Here is a 17,566-nt window from a genome sequence, read left to right on the forward strand (position 1 = left end):
GTTCCGGCGTGCTGGACAGAGGGCCTGTTCCTTCTTGCGATGATCGCCCGGTGACGTCCCTCCAGAGCGCCCCCGAAACGCAGGACCATCAGCACGGGCATTCGCACAGCCACGGACCCGCTGCACCGGTCTCCACACATCTACGCAAGGTCATCGCGGCCGTGCTGATCCCGTTCGCCACGGCGGTCGTTGTCGGCCTGATGGTCCTATGGCCGGGCGGTGCGCCCGCGCACGAGCGCACCGGTGTCGGTTTCGACCGGCAGACCCAGCAGGGCAGGGTGGTGAGCGTCGACAAGGTCGACTGCAAGAACGTGAACGCCGCGCAGACGCCGGTCACGGGCGGCGCCACGACGCCATCGGGGGGCGCGGGCGCCGGCCAGGGACCGGGGCTGTGCGAGAAGGCCACGGTCGAGGTGACGACCGGGCACGACAAGGGGCGCACGTTCGTCGAGATCGTTCAGCCCGACGCCCCCCGGCAGTTGCGCGAGGGTCAGGGGGTGGTCGTGGCGTACGCCCCGGACGCGCCCCATGACCTGCAGTACTCCGTGACGGATGTGAACCGGAAGTTCCCGATGGCACTGCTGGCCGGGATCTTCGCTCTCGCAGTGGTCGTCGTCGGCAGAATGCGCGGGTTGATGGCGCTGGTCGCGCTCGCCGTGTCGTTCGCCGTACTGACCCTGTTCATCCTCCCCGCGATCCTTCAGGGGTCGAATCCGCTACTCGTTGCGGTCGTCGGGGCCAGCGCGATCATGCTCATCGCGCTCTACATGTGCCACGGTCTGACCGCCCGTACCTCGGTCGCGGTCATCGGCACGCTGATCTCACTGCTGCTGATCGGGCTGCTCGGTTCGCTCTTCATCGGCTGGGCGAGCCTGACCGGGAACACCGACGACAACACCGGTCTGATCCACGGCCTCTACCCACACATCGACCTGAGCGGCCTGCTGCTGGCCGGCGTCATCATCGGTTCGCTCGGTGTGCTCGACGACGTGACGGTCACCCAGACGTCGGCAGTCTGGGAGCTGCACCAGGCGGACCCGGCCATGGGTGCGCGAAAGCTGTACCGGGCAGGGATCAGGATCGGTCGCGACCACATCGCCTCGGTGGTCAATACGCTGGTGCTCGCCTACGCGGGCGCCGCGCTTCCCCTCCTGCTGCTGTTCTCGATCGCGCAGAGCAGCGTGGGGACGGTGGCCAACAGCGAGCTGGTGGCGGAGGAGATCGTCCGGACGCTGGTCGGCTCGATCGGACTGGTCGCCTCGGTGCCGGTGACGACGGTGCTCGCGGCACTGGTCGTCTCCGCGGACCGCACAGGGCTCGGAGCGGAAGCAGGAGCTTCGGCACCCGTACGGGGCGGGAGGGGCCGGCGTCGCAGGGCGAGGCATTGAGCACCTCGACGCGGAGCACATATCACCCGTTCGGCAGATACGGCGTTCGATCGGGACGGTAGGCCGTGCGCGCAGTCTTCCTCAGCCGGCGTTCTGTTCCTTGGCCAGGATCCGGCCCAGCGCCTCTTCCAGGCTGCCCTCGAAGTCACTCAGCGTGCACTCCTGCCCGAGGGGCACGAGCTTGTCCGTGCGGTCGAGAAACGCAACGAGTGGCGCTGTACCGGCCCTGAACAGGGCGCGATCCGTCCCGACCTGCAGCCGGATGTGGACGTCGGAGAGCCCCTCGGGCTCCGTGGGACTGATGTGCACATCGCCGTCGCCGCTGGGGCTGTTGAGGCCGTCCAGCAGCAGCTCGCGGCCGAAAGCCCAGGTGACAGGGGCGTCGCCGGGCAGGTGGAAGGTCATCCGGATCGCATACGGATCGCCCACCTCGTACCGGAGTTCCACCGGGATACGGAATGAGAGCTCCTCGGAAACGAGAAAGCTCATCATGACCTCAGCTTGAACCGACTCGCGCATCGTCCAACCCCGCAGTAGATGAATCTGGCCAGGAATGATCCCCCTGGCCCTATTGACGCCATCGTGGTGCACGCGATAGCAGATCACAAGGAGTGATTTTTCAGATACTGATAGAGAACACGAACGAACGCAAGAGGCTCGCCACTTCACTTCGTAGTCGTTCGACTGCGGGGAGCAATCGATCTTCTTGGTCGAGAGGCATGGAAATCGCCATGGCGGCGGCAGTGAATCCGGCCGTGATCGGGATGGCCGCGCAGACCGTCCCCAGGGTGTACTCCTGTCGTTCGATGACAGGTTCCATTCGCTCCAGCGATCTCAAACGCTCAAGAAGCGCCGGCCGGTCCCGCAACGAATAGCGGGTGAGCGGCTGCACGGGGTGACGGTCCAGATGGTCCTCACGGGCCTTCTCATCGAGCCGGCTGAGCAGACACTGACCGAGCGCATGGGCATGCCCGGTCTCCCGGAACGAGGCCCACTCGTCCACCGCGGGTGCCGGGGGGGCGTCGGCGACCGCGATGAGTTCGATCTCACCCTCGCGGTAGACGGCACAGTAGACCGGCGCACCGATGATGTCGCGCCAGCGGGCCAGCGACTGGGTCATTCTGCTGCGACGATTCTGCAGACAGCCGTCGTCGACGAGCCGCTCGGCCGCGGTGCCGAAGAGGAAGACGCCGTTCTCGCGGCGCAGGTAGCCCTCGTGAGTGAGGGTGCGCAGCAGGTGATAGGCGGTGGGAAGAGGAAGTCCTGCTTCCCGTGCGAGCTGCTTCGCGGGCGCCCCGTCGCGATGGGCGCCCACAGCCTCCAACAGCCTCAACGCCCGCTGAACCGAACCGATCAACGTCGGAACAGCGGTGCTCGATGCCGTGGTCAAAAGTCACCCCCAGGCAGCGACGGGCGGTCGGCCCGTCCGTGGGGGCCGCCCCCACGGTCCTACCGCAAACCTGAGGTCCGGAGACCGGACGTACGCACAAACCACTGGTCACAGCGGTGACGGACAGTTAATTCCCAGGTGGCGGCAGCGGACAGCCACTGTATCGGCCGTGTAAGCAGGGGGCGTCATTTCATCCTGTGCTTAGCCCAGCTGGGCTAATTGCCCGACTGGTGACCGCCCGCCCCTACCAGTCGCCGCGCGAGGACGAGGAGGACATGAACTTCCGTACGACGAAAACGAGGCCACCGACCAGGATGACGAAGACCAGGACATTGAAGAGCAGACCGATCACGAACCCGATCACGCTGGCGATCAGACCGCCGAACACCACAATCGCGATGACGGGCACCGCGACCCACTTCACCCACCAGGGCATCCCCGCGAATATCTCCCGCACAGCCATCGTCCCTACCTCATTCCTGTGAGTACCTGACTCGATGCTAGAGGCGCGGGGGTCGCCTGCGGGGGCTCCGGAGCCCTCGATCTCCCCTGATCGAACCCCGAGGAATCCCTGAGAGCCGGGCTCAGCTCTCGGGCGGAGAGAAGACCACCATGACCCGCAGATCCTCGGTGATGTGGTGGAACTTGTGGGCCACGCCGGCCGGTACGTACACCACGCTTCCCCTGCCCACCTGCGTGGTCTCCATGCCCACGGTGATCGAGGCACGACCGCTGACGATGAGGTAGACCTCGTCCTGCTGGTGCGGCTGCTGCGGGTCGAGTTCGCCGGCATCCAGCGCGTACAGGCCGACGGACATGTTCCGCTCCCGCAGGAACTGCAGATACGCGCCGTCGTTGGCGGCACGTTCCGCCTCCAGTTCGTCCAGCCTGAATGCCTTCATGGCCCGTCCGCTCCTTGCTTCTGTTCAGCCGGTGTCCGCCACCGATCACGTCTGCCACGATCAGACACATGAAGAATTTTGTAGTCAAGACGATCGCCAACGCGGGTGCGCTGGCCGTGGCCATCTGGCTGCTGGACGACATCACGCTGTCGGGCGGCAGCACCGGTCGCAAGGTGCTCACCCTGATCCTGGTCGCCCTGCTCTTCGGCCTGGTGAACTTCGTGGTCAAGCCGATCGTGAAGGTGCTCACCCTGCCGCTGTTCATCCTCACGCTGGGGCTGATCACCCTCGTGGTGAATGCGCTGATGCTGATGCTGACCTCCTGGTTGGCGGGCCAGTTCAATCTCAGCTTCCACGTCGACGGCTTCTGGACCGCCGTGCTCGGCGGCCTCATCATCTCGATCGTGTCCTGGGCACTGAACGTGGTCCTGCCCGACGAGGACTGATCCGACACCGCACATACCAGAGAGAACAGAGAGAACAGCATGAGCACCATGGGCGACGGCACCCGGACGGTACGGGCAGGCCTTCCCGAACCGGAGCAGTACGAACCCACCCTGCCCGGTCCGGTCTTCGCCGCACACTTCCATCTCTCCGGCGAGCCGACCGGTCCGTACACCTACGGACGGGACACCAACCCGACCTGGACCCATCTGGAACGAGCCATCGGCGAGCTCGAAGCGCCGGGAGAGGCCGTCGAGACCACGGTGTTCGCCTCCGGAATGGCGGCGATATCAGCGGTGCTGCTGTCGCAGGCACGTACCGGTGACACGGTCGTCCTGCCCGACGACGGCTATCAGGCGCTGCCTCTGGTGCGTGAGCAGCTGGAGGCGTACGGGGTCGAGGTGCGGACCGCGCCGACCGGGGGCGACGGACAGCTTGCGGTCCTGGGAGGGGCCCGGCTGCTGTGGATCGAGACGCCGTCCAATCCGGGACTCGACGTCTGCGACCTGCGGCGGGTCATCGACGCCGCGCACGCGGCCGGCACTCTGGTGGCCGTCGACAACACGCTCGCCACCCCGCTCGGCCAGCGCCCTCTGGAACTGGGCGCCGACTTCTCCGTGGCCAGTGACACCAAGGGCATGACCGGGCACGGCGACATCCTGCTCGGCCATGTGACGTGCCGGGATCCGGAGCTGGCTGCGGGTGTACGGCGTTGGCGCAAGGTCGTCGGGGCGATCCCCGGCCCGATGGAAGCCTGGCTCGCGCACCGTTCGCTGGCCACGCTGGAGCTGCGCATCGACCGGCAGTGCGCGACCGCGCTGGTTCTCGCCGAGGCGCTGGGCAAACGGCAGGAGGTGACCGGGCTGCGGTACCCCGGGCTGCCCACCGACCCCTCGTACCCGGTTGCCGTGCGGCAGATGCGGCGCTTCGGCTCCGTGGTGTCGTTCGTGCTGCCCGACCGCGAGATCGCGGAGCGCTTCCTTGCCGGGCTGCGGCTGGTAGACGACGCCACCAGCTTCGGCGGCGTGCGCTCCACCGCCGAACGGCGGGCGCGCTGGGGCGGCGACGCCGTACCGGAGGGCTTCATCCGTTTCTCGGTCGGGGCCGAGGATGCGGACGACCTGATCGCCGACGTGGAGCGGGCCCTGGACGAGGCGATGGGCTAGACGCCAGATCAGGACATCAGGACAGAGGAGAACCAGCGGTACGGACGGTCCGAGCCTCCCCCCTCGTGGCTCGGACCGTCCCGGTTCCGCACGCGAAGAACCGCCTGGACAAGGCTAATTGACTCTGCGTCAGTGTCCAATCACAGTAGCGACAGCGACCTATCGACATATTTATGATTGTTCGGGTCGGACGCGTCGAAAGGGCGGGAGGGAGCCGGACATGGACCTGGCCCTGCTGCGCACATTCGTCACGGTGCACCGGGCCGGTTCCTTCACCCGGGCCGCCGCGCTGCTCGGTCTCTCCCAGCCCGCGGTCACCTCGCAGATACGCACACTGGAACGGCAGCTGGGCCGCCCGCTCTTCCTGCGCAGGGCCCGCGGCGTCACCCCGACCACCATGGGCGACGAGCTCGCGCACCGGGCGGCTCCCCATCTGGACGCACTGGTCGAGATCGCCGAGACGGGGCTCGACGAGGAGTCGGTCGTACGGACGCTGCATCTGGCCGGCCCGCCGGAATTCACCTCGCTGCGGGCCCTGCCCGCGCTCGCCCCGCTCCTCTCCCAGGGCCTCGCCCTGCGCAGCACGTTCCTCGCCAATTCCGAGGAGGCGCTGGAGGGCCTCGCCGCCGGACATCATGATCTGGCCATTGCGACGGCCCGGCCGCGCGGTGGTCTGCTCACCGCGACTCCGCTCTGCGACGAAGAGCATGTGCTGGTCGCCGCCCCGCGCTGGGCGGCACGCCTCGGCCCCGGAGCGCTGCGGCGCAGGGGTCCCGTGGTGCTTCAGCAGCTGCCGGTGGTGGAGGTGCATGAGAGCCTTCCGCTCGTCTCCCGCTACTGGGCCGCCGTCTTCGACGGCCGACCGGCCGCAGCGGGCGCCGTCATCGTGCCGGATCTTCGCGCGGTCCTGGAGTGCACTGCGGCGGGCGCCGGACTCGCTGTACTGCCGCGCTATCTGTGCGAGGGGGCACTGGAGCGCGGCAAGGTGGTGGCCCTCCTGGACCCGCCCGTGCCACCGCTGCGCACCTACTTCCTGGCCGCACGGACCGGCACGCTCGCACTGCCGCATATCGCGCGGGCCCACGAGTGGCTGGTGCGTGCTGCCGTCGATTGGTGACCCGACGGCAGGGCGGGTGTTTCAGAAAGGGTTCTGTGGGCCACTCTCTTGCCATGACCGAACGTCCTGTGGTCAAGCGCACCGCACGCGCCATCCTGCTCGACGGCAACGACCTCATCCTCATCAAGCGCACCAAGCCGGGGGTGGATCCGTACTGGCTCACGCCGGGCGGCGGGGTCGAGCCCGAGGACGCAACCGTCGTCGACGCACTCCACCGCGAGGTGGACGAAGAGCTCGGCGCCAAGATCACCGATGTGGTCCCCTGCTTCGTCGACACCGTGGAACACATCGAGGGCGGTGGAGTGAAGGGCGTCAAGGTCCAGCACTTCTTCGTCTGCCGACTGGACTCGATGGACCTGTCCCGGCGACACGGCCCCGAGATCGACGATCCGTGCGGTGAGTACGACGTCGTACGGGTGCCGTTCAGCCGGATCGGGATCGCCGCCGTCCATCTCGTGCCGCTGTCGCTGCGGCACTACCTGGACGGCAACATCGAGGGCGTCCGGGCGATGCACGCGCCGGACCTGGGCTGATCGCGAGCCCGGAGGCCCCATGCCGATGGGATGGGCCGTCGTGGTCAGCCCGGGCCCAGGGGCGCCAGTTCCTCGACGAGGTCATGCCGGATGCGCTCGGGCGGCATACCGATCCCTCTGAGGACGTCCGCGACGCTGCGGATCATCCCCGGCGGCCCCGCGAGATAGGCGTCGTACTCGGGCCACGGACCGCCCTCGCGCACCGCATCGGGCAGCAGGCCTTTCAGCCCGCTCCCCGTACCGCTGGAGACCACAGGCCGCACGGCGAGCCAGGGAAAGGTCTTCTGGAGCCGCAGCATCGTGTCGATGTCGTACAGGTCGCGGTCGCTGCGTGCGCCGTAGAAGACCTGCACGGGGCGCCGGTCGCCATGCTCGGCAACATCCTCGACGAGCGCCTTGATGGGCGCGATGCCCGTGCCGCCGCCCAGGCAGAGCAGACCGTTGTGGGTGGTGTGGTCGACGGTCATCGAGCCGGTGGGTGGGCCGAGACGCACCACGTCGCCGGGGCGGGCCCGGCGCACCAGAGCGTTGGAGACCCAGCCCGCCGGGACCGCCTTGACATGGAAGGTGAGCAGACCGTCGGGCCGAGGGGCCGAGGCGAAGGAGTAGTGCCGCCAGATCCGTGGCCACCACGGTGTTTCCATGGCGGCGTACTGGCCTGCGAGAAAGGGATACGCCTGACCGGGACGGACGGTGAGGACCGCCGTGTCGGGCGTTCTCAGGTCGTGGGAGACAACCTCCGCCAGCCACCAAGCGGGAGCCCGTTCCGCGTCCTCGGCAGCCGCGTCGATCATGATCTGCGAAATCGCTGTGTAGGCACGGATCCAGGCCGCTTCGGTCTCCCCGTTCCATGTGGTGGCGTAGCGGCTCAATGCGCCGAGGAGAGCCTCGCCGAATGCGGGATAGTGCGCGGGCAGTGCGCCGTATTTACGGTGCCCGCGAGCCAGTCCACCGAGGTACTCGACCAGCGCATCGGGGTCGTCCATCCGGTCGGCAGCCGTGAGGATCGCCCGGAGGAGACGGTCGCGCCGGGTGTCCATCGCGACCGGAAACATGGCCCGCAGATCGGGGTGGCGCACGAAGAGCAGGGCGTAGAAGTACGAGGTGGCCTGGTCCGCCACAGGACTGACCTCCGCCAGGGTGCGATGGATCAGGGTCGCATCGGGAGATCTCGGTGTTCCATCACCGGTCGACGTGGTGGCCGGAGCGTCCATATTTGTGCCTCGCCTCGAGCAGCTTCTGGTCGCATGAGCGTGCCGACACCGCACGCAGCGCCTGCGGTCCCTCGCCCCAGCATGCCTGCGACGCCTGCAGGTCGGACAAATAGCGGGAAGTCCGGGTATCCGAACCAGTTCTCCCGTTATGCTCTTTTGCCCCATGGCCAAGCCGGGAACCCGGGGACAGCGCAGGCAACACGTAGCAACGCCGAATCACCTCTTGACCGCCGCTCAGCTGCGTGTTTCACGTGAAACTGCGCACGTGTGCAGCTCGCTGCCGAGCCCTCACCGCGGACTCGGTTCTCTGGCCGCGCGGGCACCATCGACACCGTCGGCGCATATGCGTCTCGACCGGATCCGGTAAAGCGGTGGACGAGCGATCACTGCGTCGGACAGCCTGGCCCTCATGGCCAGCCCACTGCCCCACCCGCACGCCGATACGCCCATCCGGCTCCTCACCCGGGGAGACTTGGTCCCCTGCGCCAATCTCTGCGAGGACCGCGGCTGGCCGCGTGACGAGCCTCGCTGGGCTCTGCTCCTCTCCGCAGGGACGGGCTACGGCATCGATGATCCCGAGGGCAAAGGCCTGATGGCCTCCTGTGTGATGACCTCATACGGCCAGGGACTCGCCGCCATCGGCATGCTCCTCGTCGCCGAGCGGTACGCGCGCCAGGGGATCGCCCGGCGCCTGATGCACCAGGTGATCGAAACGGCGGGGAAGACGTCACTCAGCCTGTACGCGACGCCGGCCGGTCGGCCGCTGTACGAAGAGCTCGGTTTCGAAGCGGTGGGCCGGGCCGAGCGGATCAGTGGTCGTTTCCGGCCGACCGGCGCGTCGGGCGGCGGCGCTCCCGCAGCGTCCGGCATGACCGTCCGCCCGGCGACGGCCGAGGATCTGCGTGCCATGCTCCGGCTGGACGCAGAAGTGTTCGGCGCGGACCGGACGCATCTCCTTGCTCGGCTGCCGGCCTTCGCAGATCACCTACGGGTCGCGGAGGACGAGGGCGGGCTTGTCGGCTACGCGGCGCTGTGGCCGAGCGACGGTGTCCATGTGGTCGGTCCGCTGATCGCCCGGGACACCGTCACGGCGATGGCACTCATCGGCTCCCTCGCGCAGGCGACGGACCGTCCCCTGCGCGCGGACATCGACGCACGTCATGAAGCACTGTTGGACCGGCTCAAGGAGTGCGGTCTGCAGCCGGCCGGCTCCGGAACCACGGTGATGGCCTACCGGTCCCCCGACCTGCCGGGCGACTGGACCCGTCGCTTCGCACCGCTGACCGTGGCGACGGGCTGACGCGGACCGGGCTGAGCGGCGCCGAGCCGGGGAAATGCCTGTCACCGGCCCGTTGTCCTGTCAGTCGAACCAAACCGCGAGCCGGACGTTTGTGTCACCGTGGATGCCGGCCGGCGTTTCCATCACCGTCCACACCGGCTTCCGGTCTCCGTCCACTGGAACGGCCTCACGCCGGGTCATCCGCGCGACCGATGCGGCGGACGCGGTCGCAGACGCCCTCCGGCAGCCCACGGTCGGCCGCGAGCGGTCGAAAGTCGGCACGGTTGCGCACGCCCAAGAGGCAGCCGAACGCGTCGTAGCTCCGGCCCATGTAGAGCAGATCGAAATCGACTGCGGCCGACCAGGGCTCGCCCTTTTCATGCCAACTGGCCCGGCACTCGATGAAACCGTAGATGTCCGTCCCCATGTGCCGGGACTCTTCTGGCACATGAGATCGGACACCGATGGATTTCCGCTGCCTTCACAGCGGTTGGCGAGTCAGCCGAGAGCCGTCACGGCGGCCGTGGCGAAGCCGTGGTCCTGCTCGGGCGCGCCGCCGCCCACGCCGACGGCTCCGATCAGCCGACCGCCGCGGAAAACAGGAACACCGCCGGCGATGAAGAGCAGCGGCTGGTCGAGGGCGGTTGGCAGGGTGTGGAAGAGCCCGCCCGGCTGGACCGCGTCGACAAGGTCGGCTGTCGGGGCGCCGAGCTGAAGGGCTGTGTACGCCTTGCGGGTGCTGGTCTCGCCCGCGATGAGAACGGCCCGGTCGTCGCGACGGAAGGCCAGCAGGTGACCGCCCGCGTCGAGGACCGTCACAGCGACGGTGACACCGGCGGCTTCGGCGGCAGTGCGGGCTGCGGCGACCAGCAATTCCGCGTCCTGAATGGTCAGAGGGGCAACGGCGGTGGGGAGGGTGGTGCTCATGGGGGATGGCTCCTTGGTGCGGTGGAGAGTGCGCGCCCCGGGGTGAGCGCGCGCGTTGTCGGGGTGTCAGTGCCGGGCGACGGATGCCTCGACCGGCTCGGGAATGTGTCCGGCGACCAGGCGGCTGCGGGTGGCTGTCCGGCGCTCCAGTGCGCTGGAGAGGACGGCGAGGACCAGAGCGGAAGCAGCCAGTGCGGCGCCGACCCAGTTGGGTGCGGTGTATCCGAGACCGGCGGCAATGACGAGGCCGCCGAGCCACGCCGACAGCGCGTTGCCGAGGTTGAAGGCGCCGATGTTGACGGCGGAGGCAAGGGTCGGGGCCCCTGCCGCCTGGTCGAGAACCCGCTTCTGCAGCGGCGGTACGGTCGCGAAGCCGAGGCCACCGATCAGCACGATGGTGACGGCTGCCGCGATCTTGTTGTGGGCGGTCAGCGTGAAGAGCGCCAGGATCACGGACAGGGCGCCCAGCGACACGTACAGCATCGGCATCAGGTGGCGGTCGGCGAACTTGCCGCCGAGCAGATTGCCCCCGACCATGCCGAGTCCGAAGAGGACCAACAACCAGGTGACGGAGGACGCGGAGTAGTCGGCGATTTCGGTCATCATCGGCGTGATGTAGGTGATCGCGGCGAAGACTCCGCCGAAGCCCAGGACGGTCATCGCCATGGCGAGCAGCACCTGCACATTGCGGAACGCGGCCAGCTCATGACGGAGCCGCACACCTTCGGCCTTCGGCTGCTCGGGCACCAGCCTGGCCACACCCAGGAGGCCGACGACTCCGAGGGCCGCGACGACGAAGAACGTGGTCCGCCACCCCACGCTCTGCCCGATGTAGGTGCCGAGCGGTACGCCGACGACGTTGGCGACAGTGAGGCCGGTGAACATCATGGCGATCGCGCCGGCCTTCTTCTGTGGGGCGACCAGATCGGCCGCGACGACCGATCCGATGCCGAAGAAGGCACCGTGGGCGAGGGAGGCGATCACTCGCCCGGCGAGCATCACGCCGAAGACGGGGGCGAGGGCGGACACCACGTTGCCCACGACGAACAGCCCCATCAGGAGCATGAGCATGCGTTTGCGGGTGACCCGTGTGCCAAGGACCGTCATCAGCGGAGCGCCGAGTACGACTCCGAGTGCGTAGCCGGTGACCAGGAATCCTGCGGTGGGGATCGAGACCTGGAAGTCCGCAGCAACCTCGGGGAGCAGCCCCATGATCACGAACTCGGTGGTTCCGATACCGAATGCCCCAATAGCGAGGGCGAGGAGCGCGAGCGGCATGGGTTTCACCTTCCCAGGAGATTGCGCCTGCACTTTACAAGCGTCCACAATAATTACAGACGCCGATTAATTGCAAGCGCTGACTATTGCAGACGCCCTCTGTCCTGGAGGCAAGCGGCTCCGCACGGAGGAGAGACCATGACAGCGACGGACCCTGCACCGACTGCCCTCTCGCAGGGCTGGTGCGCCCTCTCCCTGCTCCACGGCAAGATCGAGTCCCATATCGAGCGGGCCCTGCAGTCCGGGCACGGGCTCAGCGCGCGGGGGTACTCCCTGCTCGACGTCCTGAGCCGACAGCACAACGGTCTGGGCGGCCATCTGCAGATGAAGCAGGTCGCCGACGCGGTCGTGCTCAGCCAGAGCGCCACCACCCGTCTGGTCAGCCGCCTCGAAGACCGCGGGCTGCTGACCCGGTATCTCTGCGACACCGACCGCCGCGGCATCTACACCGATGTCACCGATGCCGGTCTCACATTGCTCGCCCAGGCCCGGCCGACCAACGACGCCGCTCTGCGCGCCGCCCTCGACGAGGCTGCCAGAAACCCCGAGCTGGCCCCGCTCGTCACGGCGGTCGAAGAGCTGAAGGTCCCCGCGTAGGCCGCCCGAACTGCATAGTCTGCCGATCATGAGCGCTTTGGAAATACGCCCTGCGGCCCCCACCGACATCCCGGCCGTCGTGGCCATGCTCGCGGACGATCCGCTGGGCGCGCAGCGCGAGTCGCCGGACGACCTTGCCCCCTACCGCGCCGCGTTCCAGCGACTCGCCAATGACCCGAACCAGCACCTGGTCGTCGCCGTCCGCGAAGGCGGTGTTGTCGGGACCCTGCAGCTGACAGTGATCCCCGGACTCTCCCGGCGCGGTTCGACCCGCTCCATCATCGAGGGCGTTCGCGTCCATGCCGATGAGCGCGGCAGCGGCCTCGGCACTCAGCTGATCCAGTGGGCGGTGGACGAATCCCGGCGCCAGAACTGCCAGTTGGTCCAGCTGACGTCCGATGCGACCCGGACCGATGCCCATCGCTTCTACGAGCGGCTCGGTTTCACCGCCAGTCACATAGGTTTCAAGCTCGCTCTGTGACCGCAGCTCGGAATCCACAGGATCCGACGAACCGAAGGAGCGCTCGATGCACGCCATGAGCGACACACAGCGCCGGACCAGACTCGGCCGACGTCACCTCCTGGCGCCCTCCGTGCGGGCCGCATCCGCGGTGCCCGTGGCCGACGCGGTCGTTGCCCTGCACGCCACCGACGCGGCCACTGTCTTTCTTTCCACCTGCGCCCGGCTCGCCGAGGCCGGCGTGGACACGGTGGAGCGTGCTCTCTACGAGGACGTCTCTCTGGTCCGGCTGCTCTCCATGCGCAACACCCTCTTCACGGTGTCCAGCGGGCTCGCCCCGTATGTCGACGCGTCGAACGCCCGGGCCGTGGCTGCCAAGGAGCGCCGGACCTTCCTCAAGCACCTGCACGACGACGGGAACGGACTGGGCGAGAACTGGCTCATCGAGACGGAAAAGGCGACCTTGGCCGCCCTCACTGCGCGCGGCTCCGCCACCGGCAGCGAGTTGTCCGCCGCCGTACCGGCGCTTCGTACGAAGATCACGGTCTTCCCCGGCAAGAAGCAGGAGACAGTTCAGGGAGTCGCCACCCGTGTTCTGCGGGTGCTCGCAGCCGAAGGCCTGATCCGCCGGGACCGGCCGCGCGGCTCCTGGACCTCCAGCCAGTTCCGCTGGACGGCAGCCGAGTCATGGCCTGCCCGGGAGCCCGCAGAGGCACGGGCGGAACTGGCCCTGCGCTATCTCCGCTCGTACGGCCCCGCAACCGAGGCCGATCTGAAGTGGTGGACGGGCTGGGGCCTCGGCCAGGTACGCAGTGCGCTGGCAGCCACCGCAGCCGAGGAGGTGCGGCTCGACAGCGGCGCGACGGGCTGGATCTCCCCGGGGGACACGGAGCCCGAACCGGCCCTGGAGCCGTGGGCGGCACTGCTTCCCGCCCTCGACCCGAGCGCGATGGGCTGGGCCGATCGCGGTTTCCATCTTCCGGCCGAGCACCGGTCGGCCCTTTTCGATCGGGCCGGCAACATCGGCCCGACGGTGTGGTGGAACGGCGAGATCGTGGGTGGCTGGGCACAGCGCGCCGATGGCGAGCCGGTCTGGCGACTGCTGTCCGACATCGGCCGGGATGCCACCACCGCGATCGAGGCGGAGGCGTCCCGGCTGTCGGAGTGGGTGGGGGAAACACGGATCACTCCACGCTTCCGCACGCCGCTGGAAAGGGAGTTGACGGCATGAGCGGGCTCCGGCGTCACGCTTCACGTGAAACGTGGCGCCGGACGCCGTGACGCTCAGGCGCCGAGGCCCCGCCAGCCCTCCGCATCGACCCCGCCGGGAACGGCCGACGCGGGATCGTACGGCTCACGTGTGAAGACGAACGACCCCAGGTCGAGATGGCTCACCCTTCCGTCGACGTCCCGGACGACACGAAGCGTCTCCCCCGCGTAATAACCGTCGAGGCCGGTCCAGGTACCGTCCGGCTGCGCGACAAATCGGGCACCGCGGCCGTCGCCACGCAGCGGCCCCAGTTCCAGCCCCCGGTCTGCAGTCAGGCGCAGGACATTCGGATGCGTGCCCCAGTACCAGGGTCCGGTCAGCGCGAGGAGTTCCGGGTCGGCCTCGGGCAGCGGACGCCAGGGCTCAGGGATGCGCGGCTCGGCCTCGGCGACGATCTCCACGAGGTCCGCGGCGATCGTACCGACGAGCGGCCCAGAAGTGGCGTTGGTGAGCACCACGACGGCCACATCGTCCTCGATGCTGAACCAGAGCGTGGCCAGGAACCCGGGCAGCGAGCCGGTGTGCCCGAGCAGGGTGCGGCCGCTCTGTTGTACGACCTGCAGGCCGAGACCGTAAGCGCCTTCCCCGGGGCCGGACTTGGACGGCGCCGACGGAGCACGCATCTCCTCCACCGAAGCGGCCCCGAGCACACGGTCATCCCCCTCGACGAGGAAGGCGGCGAACCGGAGGAGGTCGGCGGTGGTCGACCAGAGCTGCCCGGCCGGTGCCATAAGACCGAGGTCCTCCGCCGGTTCGGGAAGCATGGCATCGGCCCACGGGTGGACGGCCCAGCCACCCGCGTACGGCGCCTGTGGCTGGGTGCTCGTACGACGCATGCCCAACGGTTCCAGGATCTCGCGCTGCAGCACCTCCGCCCACGATGCGCCGCGCACCGCCTCGATCAGCGCTCCGAGCACTGAGTAGCCGGGGTTCGAGTAATGGTGACGACGGCCGGGAGGGTGCATCCGCGTCTGCTCGCCAAGGACATCGGCGAGCCCAGGGCGCAGAGTTCCCGGCGTCCGCTCCCACCAGGGCGCAGGCGATTCGGCACTCAGACCTGCACTGTGGCCCAGTAGTTGGAGGACGGTGACCCCGCCGACGCCTGTCCCCGGCAGGTGCTTTTCCAGCGGGTCGTCGAGATCGAGCAACCCCTCGTCCCGCAGCCGCAGGACCAGCACAGCTGTAAAGGTCTTGGTCAGAGAACCGATCCTGAACTGCGTGTCGGAGTCGGGGGCGTGACCGTCGACGCAACTGCGCGAGCCGTTCCAGACGATCCGGCCCTGCCGCTGCACCGCAGCGACGAGCGAGGGCGTACGGCCTTCGGCCTGCGCGGAAGCGACGCGGTGCAGCAGCGCCCGCTGCGTACCGGGAAGCAACTCTTCTGAGGAATAGGTCATGGTCAACAAGTACCGGCACATGGACTCGTCGGCGACCCGATTTCGCCGCCCGCGGTCCTGGGGGTCAGCGCTTGCGGCTGTACGTCCTGACGAGTACTCCGTTGTTGAAGGCAGCCACCGAATCCAACATGAACTCCGTGTCCGCAAAATCCGATCCGAACATCGGCATACCCGAGCCGTAGACCAGCGGATACGTCTTGATCACGAGCTCGTCGATCTCGTCGAGCAGCTCCCCCGCGACCTGTGAGCCACCGCAGAGCCAGATCCCGAGGCCGCTCTCCTCCGCCTTGAGTTCCCGCACCCTGCCGACCACGTCGCCGGAGACGAGTTCGACGTTCGGGTCCGGCGACTCCTTCATGGTCCGGGAGGCCACGAGCTCACGCAGTTGGGCATACGGGCTGGTGATGTTGACGTCCAGCGCCAGTTGGTAGCTGCCCCTTCCCTGGATCACGGTGTCGAACTTCTGATTCCTGACGCCGTGCATTCCCAGCTGCAGGCGGCCTGCGGTCGAAACCGTCTCCGGATACTGGGACTTGAGGTAGTCGAGGAACTCCTCGTCCACGAACCGGTACATGGACGACGCATCACCGCTCGGGTCACCGATGAAGCCGTCGATGGAGCAGGCAATGAAGTAGGTCAGCTTTCGCACAGGATCCCCGTTCAATGTGGCGTCGGCTCGGGCATGAACCACTTCATTTATAGTGCTTCATATGTAGTGGTTGCGCAATCCCTTTCCGCAGAGGGACCGAAGGAAGAGGAGACACACATGGTCAGGAACCCGGAGCGCAGAACGGCGCTCGTCGATGCCGCCATCGAGGTGCTGGCGCACGAGGGTGCGCGAGGGCTCACCTTCCGCGCGGTCGACACACGGGCGGGCGTACCGGTCGGGACGGCGTCCAACTACTTCGCCAACCGGGACGACCTGTTCATGCAAGCCGGCGCCCGGATCACCGACCGGATGACACCGGACCCGGTCGGAGTCGAGGAGGCCATGCGCCCGGCCCCCTCGCGCGAGCTGGTCACCGAACTGATGCGATGGCTGGTGCAGCGCATGGCCGCCGATCGCACCGGCTATCTCGCCATGCTGGAACTGCGTCTGGAGGCCACCCGGCGCCCCGCTCTCCGCGACCGGCTCAACCGGACCTTCCGCGCCAACCTGGACGAGAGCGCCCGCTTCCACCGGGAAGCGGGGCTGCCTGGCGATGCCGACGCCTTCCTCGTGCTGTATCTCGCCATGACGGGCCTGCTGCTGGAGCACTTCACCCTGCCCGACGTGCTCACCGGGAGCGACACCGCCGACGCTCCCCACACCGATGCCGTCCTGAACCGGCTTGTGGAGACGATCGTCACCCGCATCATCCCTGCGGGGTGACCAGCAGGGGCAGGGCAACGCATGGCCGGGGCAACCCTGTCCGGGCGAAAAAGCAACCCCGGCCATGCGGCATCGCGTCTACAGATCGAGCTGGTGGAGAAGCGATTTATGGGTCGGCAGGTATCCGAACGCGTCGTTGATCGCGCGCATGGGCCGGTTGCTGTCGGCCGTGTCTGTCAGCAGACCGTCGAGATCCGGGTGGTACTCGACGGCCTGCCGGATAGCCTCGGCCTTCATCCATCGGCCGAGGCCATGTCCGCGGTGTTCGAGCAGGACACCGGTGCCGTAGTGCCGGCCGTCGCCCCTGCCGGCCACTGGGTCAGGACCTTGCGAAAGCCCCGCGCCGACAGGAACCGGTCACCGGGTGATCCCGCGTCCACCTGAGCAGTGACGCAGCTCCGGCCCTCGGCTCGAGCAGTGGCCACAGCCGCTTCCAGCAGCTGCGAGCCGATGCCGTTCCACCTCTCGGCCGGATGGACGTCGAGTTCGGGATCGCCCGGAGCCCGCAACAACGGCGTTTATCGGCTGCCGAACCCACCGTGGAACATCCCATCGGCTTGGGTTCCGGCCTGCGACGCGGGCTCACAAGGAACGATTGACCGCATGGCTGTCGGTCGCACCGACCGAAGCAAGCTCGCTTCCTGGAGGCGTCCTGCGAGGTCGAGAAGGCCACCCGCCACGTCGCGCTCGGGCCCGGCCGGCGGCCCTGAAGTGCTTCGACCAGGAGCCGGCCTGCATGACGCTGCGCACCACCGAGCCGGCCAAGCCCCTCGTCCAGGACCTCGGCGCCGGCAGCGGTGCGACGGGCGGATGACTGCCACGCCGACGGCCG

19 protein-coding genes and 2 pseudogenes are annotated in these 17,566 nt (G+C 68.1%); 10 read left to right on the forward strand and 11 right to left on the reverse strand.

Going from position 1 to position 17,566, the window contains the following annotated elements:
* Window positions 1-50: 50 nt before the first annotated feature.
* On the forward strand, window positions 51-1,388 hold the full coding sequence (locus OG972_RS20860; protein ID WP_266983649.1) for a YibE/F family protein: 1,338 nt from the start codon (window positions 51-53) through the stop codon (window positions 1,386-1,388).
* Between the two features lie 81 nt (window positions 1,389-1,469).
* Here OG972_RS20860 and OG972_RS20865 read toward each other — a convergent pair whose 3' ends face one another.
* From OG972_RS20865 to OG972_RS20880, 4 genes are all read right to left on the reverse strand, one after another.
* Complete coding sequence (locus tag OG972_RS20865) at window positions 1,470-1,907, reverse strand: SsgA family sporulation/cell division regulator (protein ID WP_266983651.1); 438 nt, start codon at window positions 1,905-1,907, stop codon at window positions 1,470-1,472.
* Window positions 1,908-2,007: 100 nt separating this feature from the next.
* On the reverse strand, window positions 2,008-2,778 hold the full coding sequence (locus tag OG972_RS20870) for a helix-turn-helix domain-containing protein (protein ID WP_323135881.1): 771 nt from the start codon (window positions 2,776-2,778) through the stop codon (window positions 2,008-2,010).
* Between the two features lie 244 nt (window positions 2,779-3,022).
* Window positions 3,023-3,235 carry a DUF5326 family protein gene (locus tag OG972_RS20875; protein ID WP_266990618.1) on the reverse strand — a complete coding sequence of 71 codons (213 nt, stop codon included), beginning with the start codon at window positions 3,233-3,235 and terminating at the stop codon, window positions 3,023-3,025.
* A 127-nt stretch (window positions 3,236-3,362) separates the two neighbouring features.
* Window positions 3,363-3,680, reverse strand: a complete 318-nt coding sequence (locus tag OG972_RS20880; RefSeq protein ID WP_266983653.1) for a cupin domain-containing protein — start codon at window positions 3,678-3,680, stop codon at window positions 3,363-3,365.
* Window positions 3,681-3,748: 68 nt separating this feature from the next.
* On the opposite strand from OG972_RS20880, the gene OG972_RS20885 reads away from it, so the two are divergent.
* The 4 genes from OG972_RS20885 (at window position 3,749) to OG972_RS20900 (ending at window position 6,940) form a co-directional block, all read left to right on the forward strand.
* Complete coding sequence (locus OG972_RS20885; RefSeq protein ID WP_266983655.1) at window positions 3,749-4,126, forward strand: phage holin family protein; 378 nt, start codon at window positions 3,749-3,751, stop codon at window positions 4,124-4,126.
* Window positions 4,127-4,165: 39 nt separating this feature from the next.
* Window positions 4,166-5,290, forward strand: a complete 1,125-nt coding sequence (locus tag OG972_RS20890) for a cystathionine gamma-lyase (protein WP_266983657.1) — start codon at window positions 4,166-4,168, stop codon at window positions 5,288-5,290.
* A gap of 220 nt (window positions 5,291-5,510) precedes the next feature.
* A complete protein-coding gene (locus tag OG972_RS20895; protein ID WP_266983659.1) occupies window positions 5,511-6,407 on the forward strand; it encodes a LysR family transcriptional regulator in 897 nt (298 codons plus the stop codon).
* 53 nt (window positions 6,408-6,460) lie between these two features.
* The gene (locus OG972_RS20900; protein ID WP_037702185.1) at window positions 6,461-6,940 is read left to right on the forward strand and encodes an NUDIX domain-containing protein; all 480 of its coding nucleotides are present in this window, start codon (window positions 6,461-6,463) and stop codon (window positions 6,938-6,940) included.
* A 44-nt stretch (window positions 6,941-6,984) separates the two neighbouring features.
* Here OG972_RS20900 and OG972_RS20905 read toward each other — a convergent pair.
* A pseudogene (locus tag OG972_RS20905) lies at window positions 6,985-8,109 on the reverse strand (globin domain-containing protein); the annotation flags it as partial.
* Window positions 8,110-8,563: 454 nt separating this feature from the next.
* Here OG972_RS20905 and OG972_RS20910 point away from each other — a divergent pair.
* A complete protein-coding gene (locus OG972_RS20910) occupies window positions 8,564-9,454 on the forward strand; it encodes a GNAT family N-acetyltransferase (protein ID WP_266983664.1) in 891 nt (296 codons plus the stop codon).
* A 166-nt stretch (window positions 9,455-9,620) separates the two neighbouring features.
* Here the strand turns inward: OG972_RS20910 and OG972_RS20915 are convergent, their stop codons facing one another.
* The 3 genes from OG972_RS20915 to OG972_RS20925 form a co-directional block, all read right to left on the reverse strand.
* On the reverse strand, window positions 9,621-9,860 hold the full coding sequence (locus tag OG972_RS20915; protein ID WP_266983666.1) for a hypothetical protein: 240 nt from the start codon (window positions 9,858-9,860) through the stop codon (window positions 9,621-9,623).
* A 71-nt stretch (window positions 9,861-9,931) separates the two neighbouring features.
* Window positions 9,932-10,360 carry a heme-binding protein gene (locus tag OG972_RS20920; RefSeq protein ID WP_266983668.1) on the reverse strand — a complete coding sequence of 143 codons (429 nt, stop codon included), beginning with the start codon at window positions 10,358-10,360 and terminating at the stop codon, window positions 9,932-9,934.
* A 66-nt stretch (window positions 10,361-10,426) separates the two neighbouring features.
* On the reverse strand, window positions 10,427-11,638 hold the full coding sequence (locus OG972_RS20925; protein ID WP_266983670.1) for an MFS transporter: 1,212 nt from the start codon (window positions 11,636-11,638) through the stop codon (window positions 10,427-10,429).
* 138 nt (window positions 11,639-11,776) lie between these two features.
* Between OG972_RS20925 and OG972_RS20930 the strand changes: the two genes are divergently transcribed.
* Genes OG972_RS20930 through OG972_RS20940 form a run of 3 tightly spaced genes read left to right on the forward strand, consistent with a single transcriptional unit; the run spans window position 11,777 to window position 13,926 of the window.
* Window positions 11,777-12,235, forward strand: a complete 459-nt coding sequence (locus tag OG972_RS20930; protein WP_266983672.1) for a MarR family winged helix-turn-helix transcriptional regulator — start codon at window positions 11,777-11,779, stop codon at window positions 12,233-12,235.
* Window positions 12,236-12,263: 28 nt separating this feature from the next.
* Window positions 12,264-12,716: a GNAT family N-acetyltransferase gene (locus tag OG972_RS20935; protein WP_266983674.1), complete on the forward strand. Its 453-nt coding sequence runs from the start codon at window positions 12,264-12,266 to the stop codon at window positions 12,714-12,716.
* Between the two features lie 46 nt (window positions 12,717-12,762).
* On the forward strand, window positions 12,763-13,926 hold the full coding sequence (locus OG972_RS20940) for a winged helix DNA-binding domain-containing protein (RefSeq protein WP_266983676.1): 1,164 nt from the start codon (window positions 12,763-12,765) through the stop codon (window positions 13,924-13,926).
* Window positions 13,927-13,979: 53 nt separating this feature from the next.
* On the opposite strand, the gene OG972_RS20945 is transcribed toward OG972_RS20940, so the two are convergent.
* A complete protein-coding gene (locus tag OG972_RS20945; RefSeq protein ID WP_266983678.1) occupies window positions 13,980-15,362 on the reverse strand; it encodes a serine hydrolase in 1,383 nt (460 codons plus the stop codon).
* A gap of 64 nt (window positions 15,363-15,426) precedes the next feature.
* Window positions 15,427-16,011 (reverse strand): dihydrofolate reductase family protein, encoded by a 585-nt coding sequence (locus tag OG972_RS20950; RefSeq protein ID WP_266983680.1) that lies wholly within the window; start codon window positions 16,009-16,011, stop codon window positions 15,427-15,429.
* A gap of 117 nt (window positions 16,012-16,128) precedes the next feature.
* On the opposite strand from OG972_RS20950, the gene OG972_RS20955 reads away from it, so the two are divergent.
* A complete protein-coding gene (locus OG972_RS20955) occupies window positions 16,129-16,734 on the forward strand; it encodes a TetR/AcrR family transcriptional regulator (protein ID WP_266983681.1) in 606 nt (201 codons plus the stop codon).
* Window positions 16,735-16,812: 78 nt separating this feature from the next.
* Here the strand turns inward: OG972_RS20955 and OG972_RS20960 are convergent.
* Window positions 16,813-17,219: pseudogene (locus OG972_RS20960) on the reverse strand (N-acetyltransferase family protein); the annotation flags it as partial.
* Between the last annotated feature and the right edge of the window lie 347 nt (window positions 17,220-17,566).

The sequence above is a fragment of the Streptomyces sp. NBC_01669 genome (genome assembly GCF_026339735.1).
In the GTDB taxonomy this organism is placed as follows: Bacteria; Actinomycetota; Actinomycetes; order Streptomycetales; family Streptomycetaceae; genus Streptomyces; species Streptomyces yanii.

Coding starts and splice junctions, on each gene's coding strand:
- OG972_RS20930 (WP_266983672.1), top strand. CDS start 11,777: ATGACAGCGACGGACCCTGCACCGACTGCCCTCTCGCAGGGCTGGTGC.
- OG972_RS20955 (WP_266983681.1), top strand. CDS start 16,129: ATGGTCAGGAACCCGGAGCGCAGAACGGCGCTCGTCGATGCCGCCATC.
- OG972_RS20865 (WP_266983651.1), bottom strand. CDS start 1,907: ATGCGCGAGTCGGTTCAAGCTGAGGTCATGATGAGCTTTCTCGTTTCC.
- OG972_RS20940 (WP_266983676.1), top strand. CDS start 12,763: ATGCACGCCATGAGCGACACACAGCGCCGGACCAGACTCGGCCGACGT.
- OG972_RS20880 (WP_266983653.1), bottom strand. CDS start 3,680: ATGAAGGCATTCAGGCTGGACGAACTGGAGGCGGAACGTGCCGCCAAC.
- OG972_RS20885 (WP_266983655.1), top strand. CDS start 3,749: ATGAAGAATTTTGTAGTCAAGACGATCGCCAACGCGGGTGCGCTGGCC.
- OG972_RS20895 (WP_266983659.1), top strand. CDS start 5,511: ATGGACCTGGCCCTGCTGCGCACATTCGTCACGGTGCACCGGGCCGGT.
- OG972_RS20915 (WP_266983666.1), bottom strand. CDS start 9,860: ATGGGGACGGACATCTACGGTTTCATCGAGTGCCGGGCCAGTTGGCAT.
- OG972_RS20910 (WP_266983664.1), top strand. CDS start 8,564: ATGGCCAGCCCACTGCCCCACCCGCACGCCGATACGCCCATCCGGCTC.
- OG972_RS20945 (WP_266983678.1), bottom strand. CDS start 15,362: ATGACCTATTCCTCAGAAGAGTTGCTTCCCGGTACGCAGCGGGCGCTG.
- OG972_RS20935 (WP_266983674.1), top strand. CDS start 12,264: ATGAGCGCTTTGGAAATACGCCCTGCGGCCCCCACCGACATCCCGGCC.
- OG972_RS20900 (WP_037702185.1), top strand. CDS start 6,461: ATGACCGAACGTCCTGTGGTCAAGCGCACCGCACGCGCCATCCTGCTC.
- OG972_RS20920 (WP_266983668.1), bottom strand. CDS start 10,360: ATGAGCACCACCCTCCCCACCGCCGTTGCCCCTCTGACCATTCAGGAC.
- OG972_RS20890 (WP_266983657.1), top strand. CDS start 4,166: ATGAGCACCATGGGCGACGGCACCCGGACGGTACGGGCAGGCCTTCCC.
- OG972_RS20925 (WP_266983670.1), bottom strand. CDS start 11,638: ATGCCGCTCGCGCTCCTCGCCCTCGCTATTGGGGCATTCGGTATCGGA.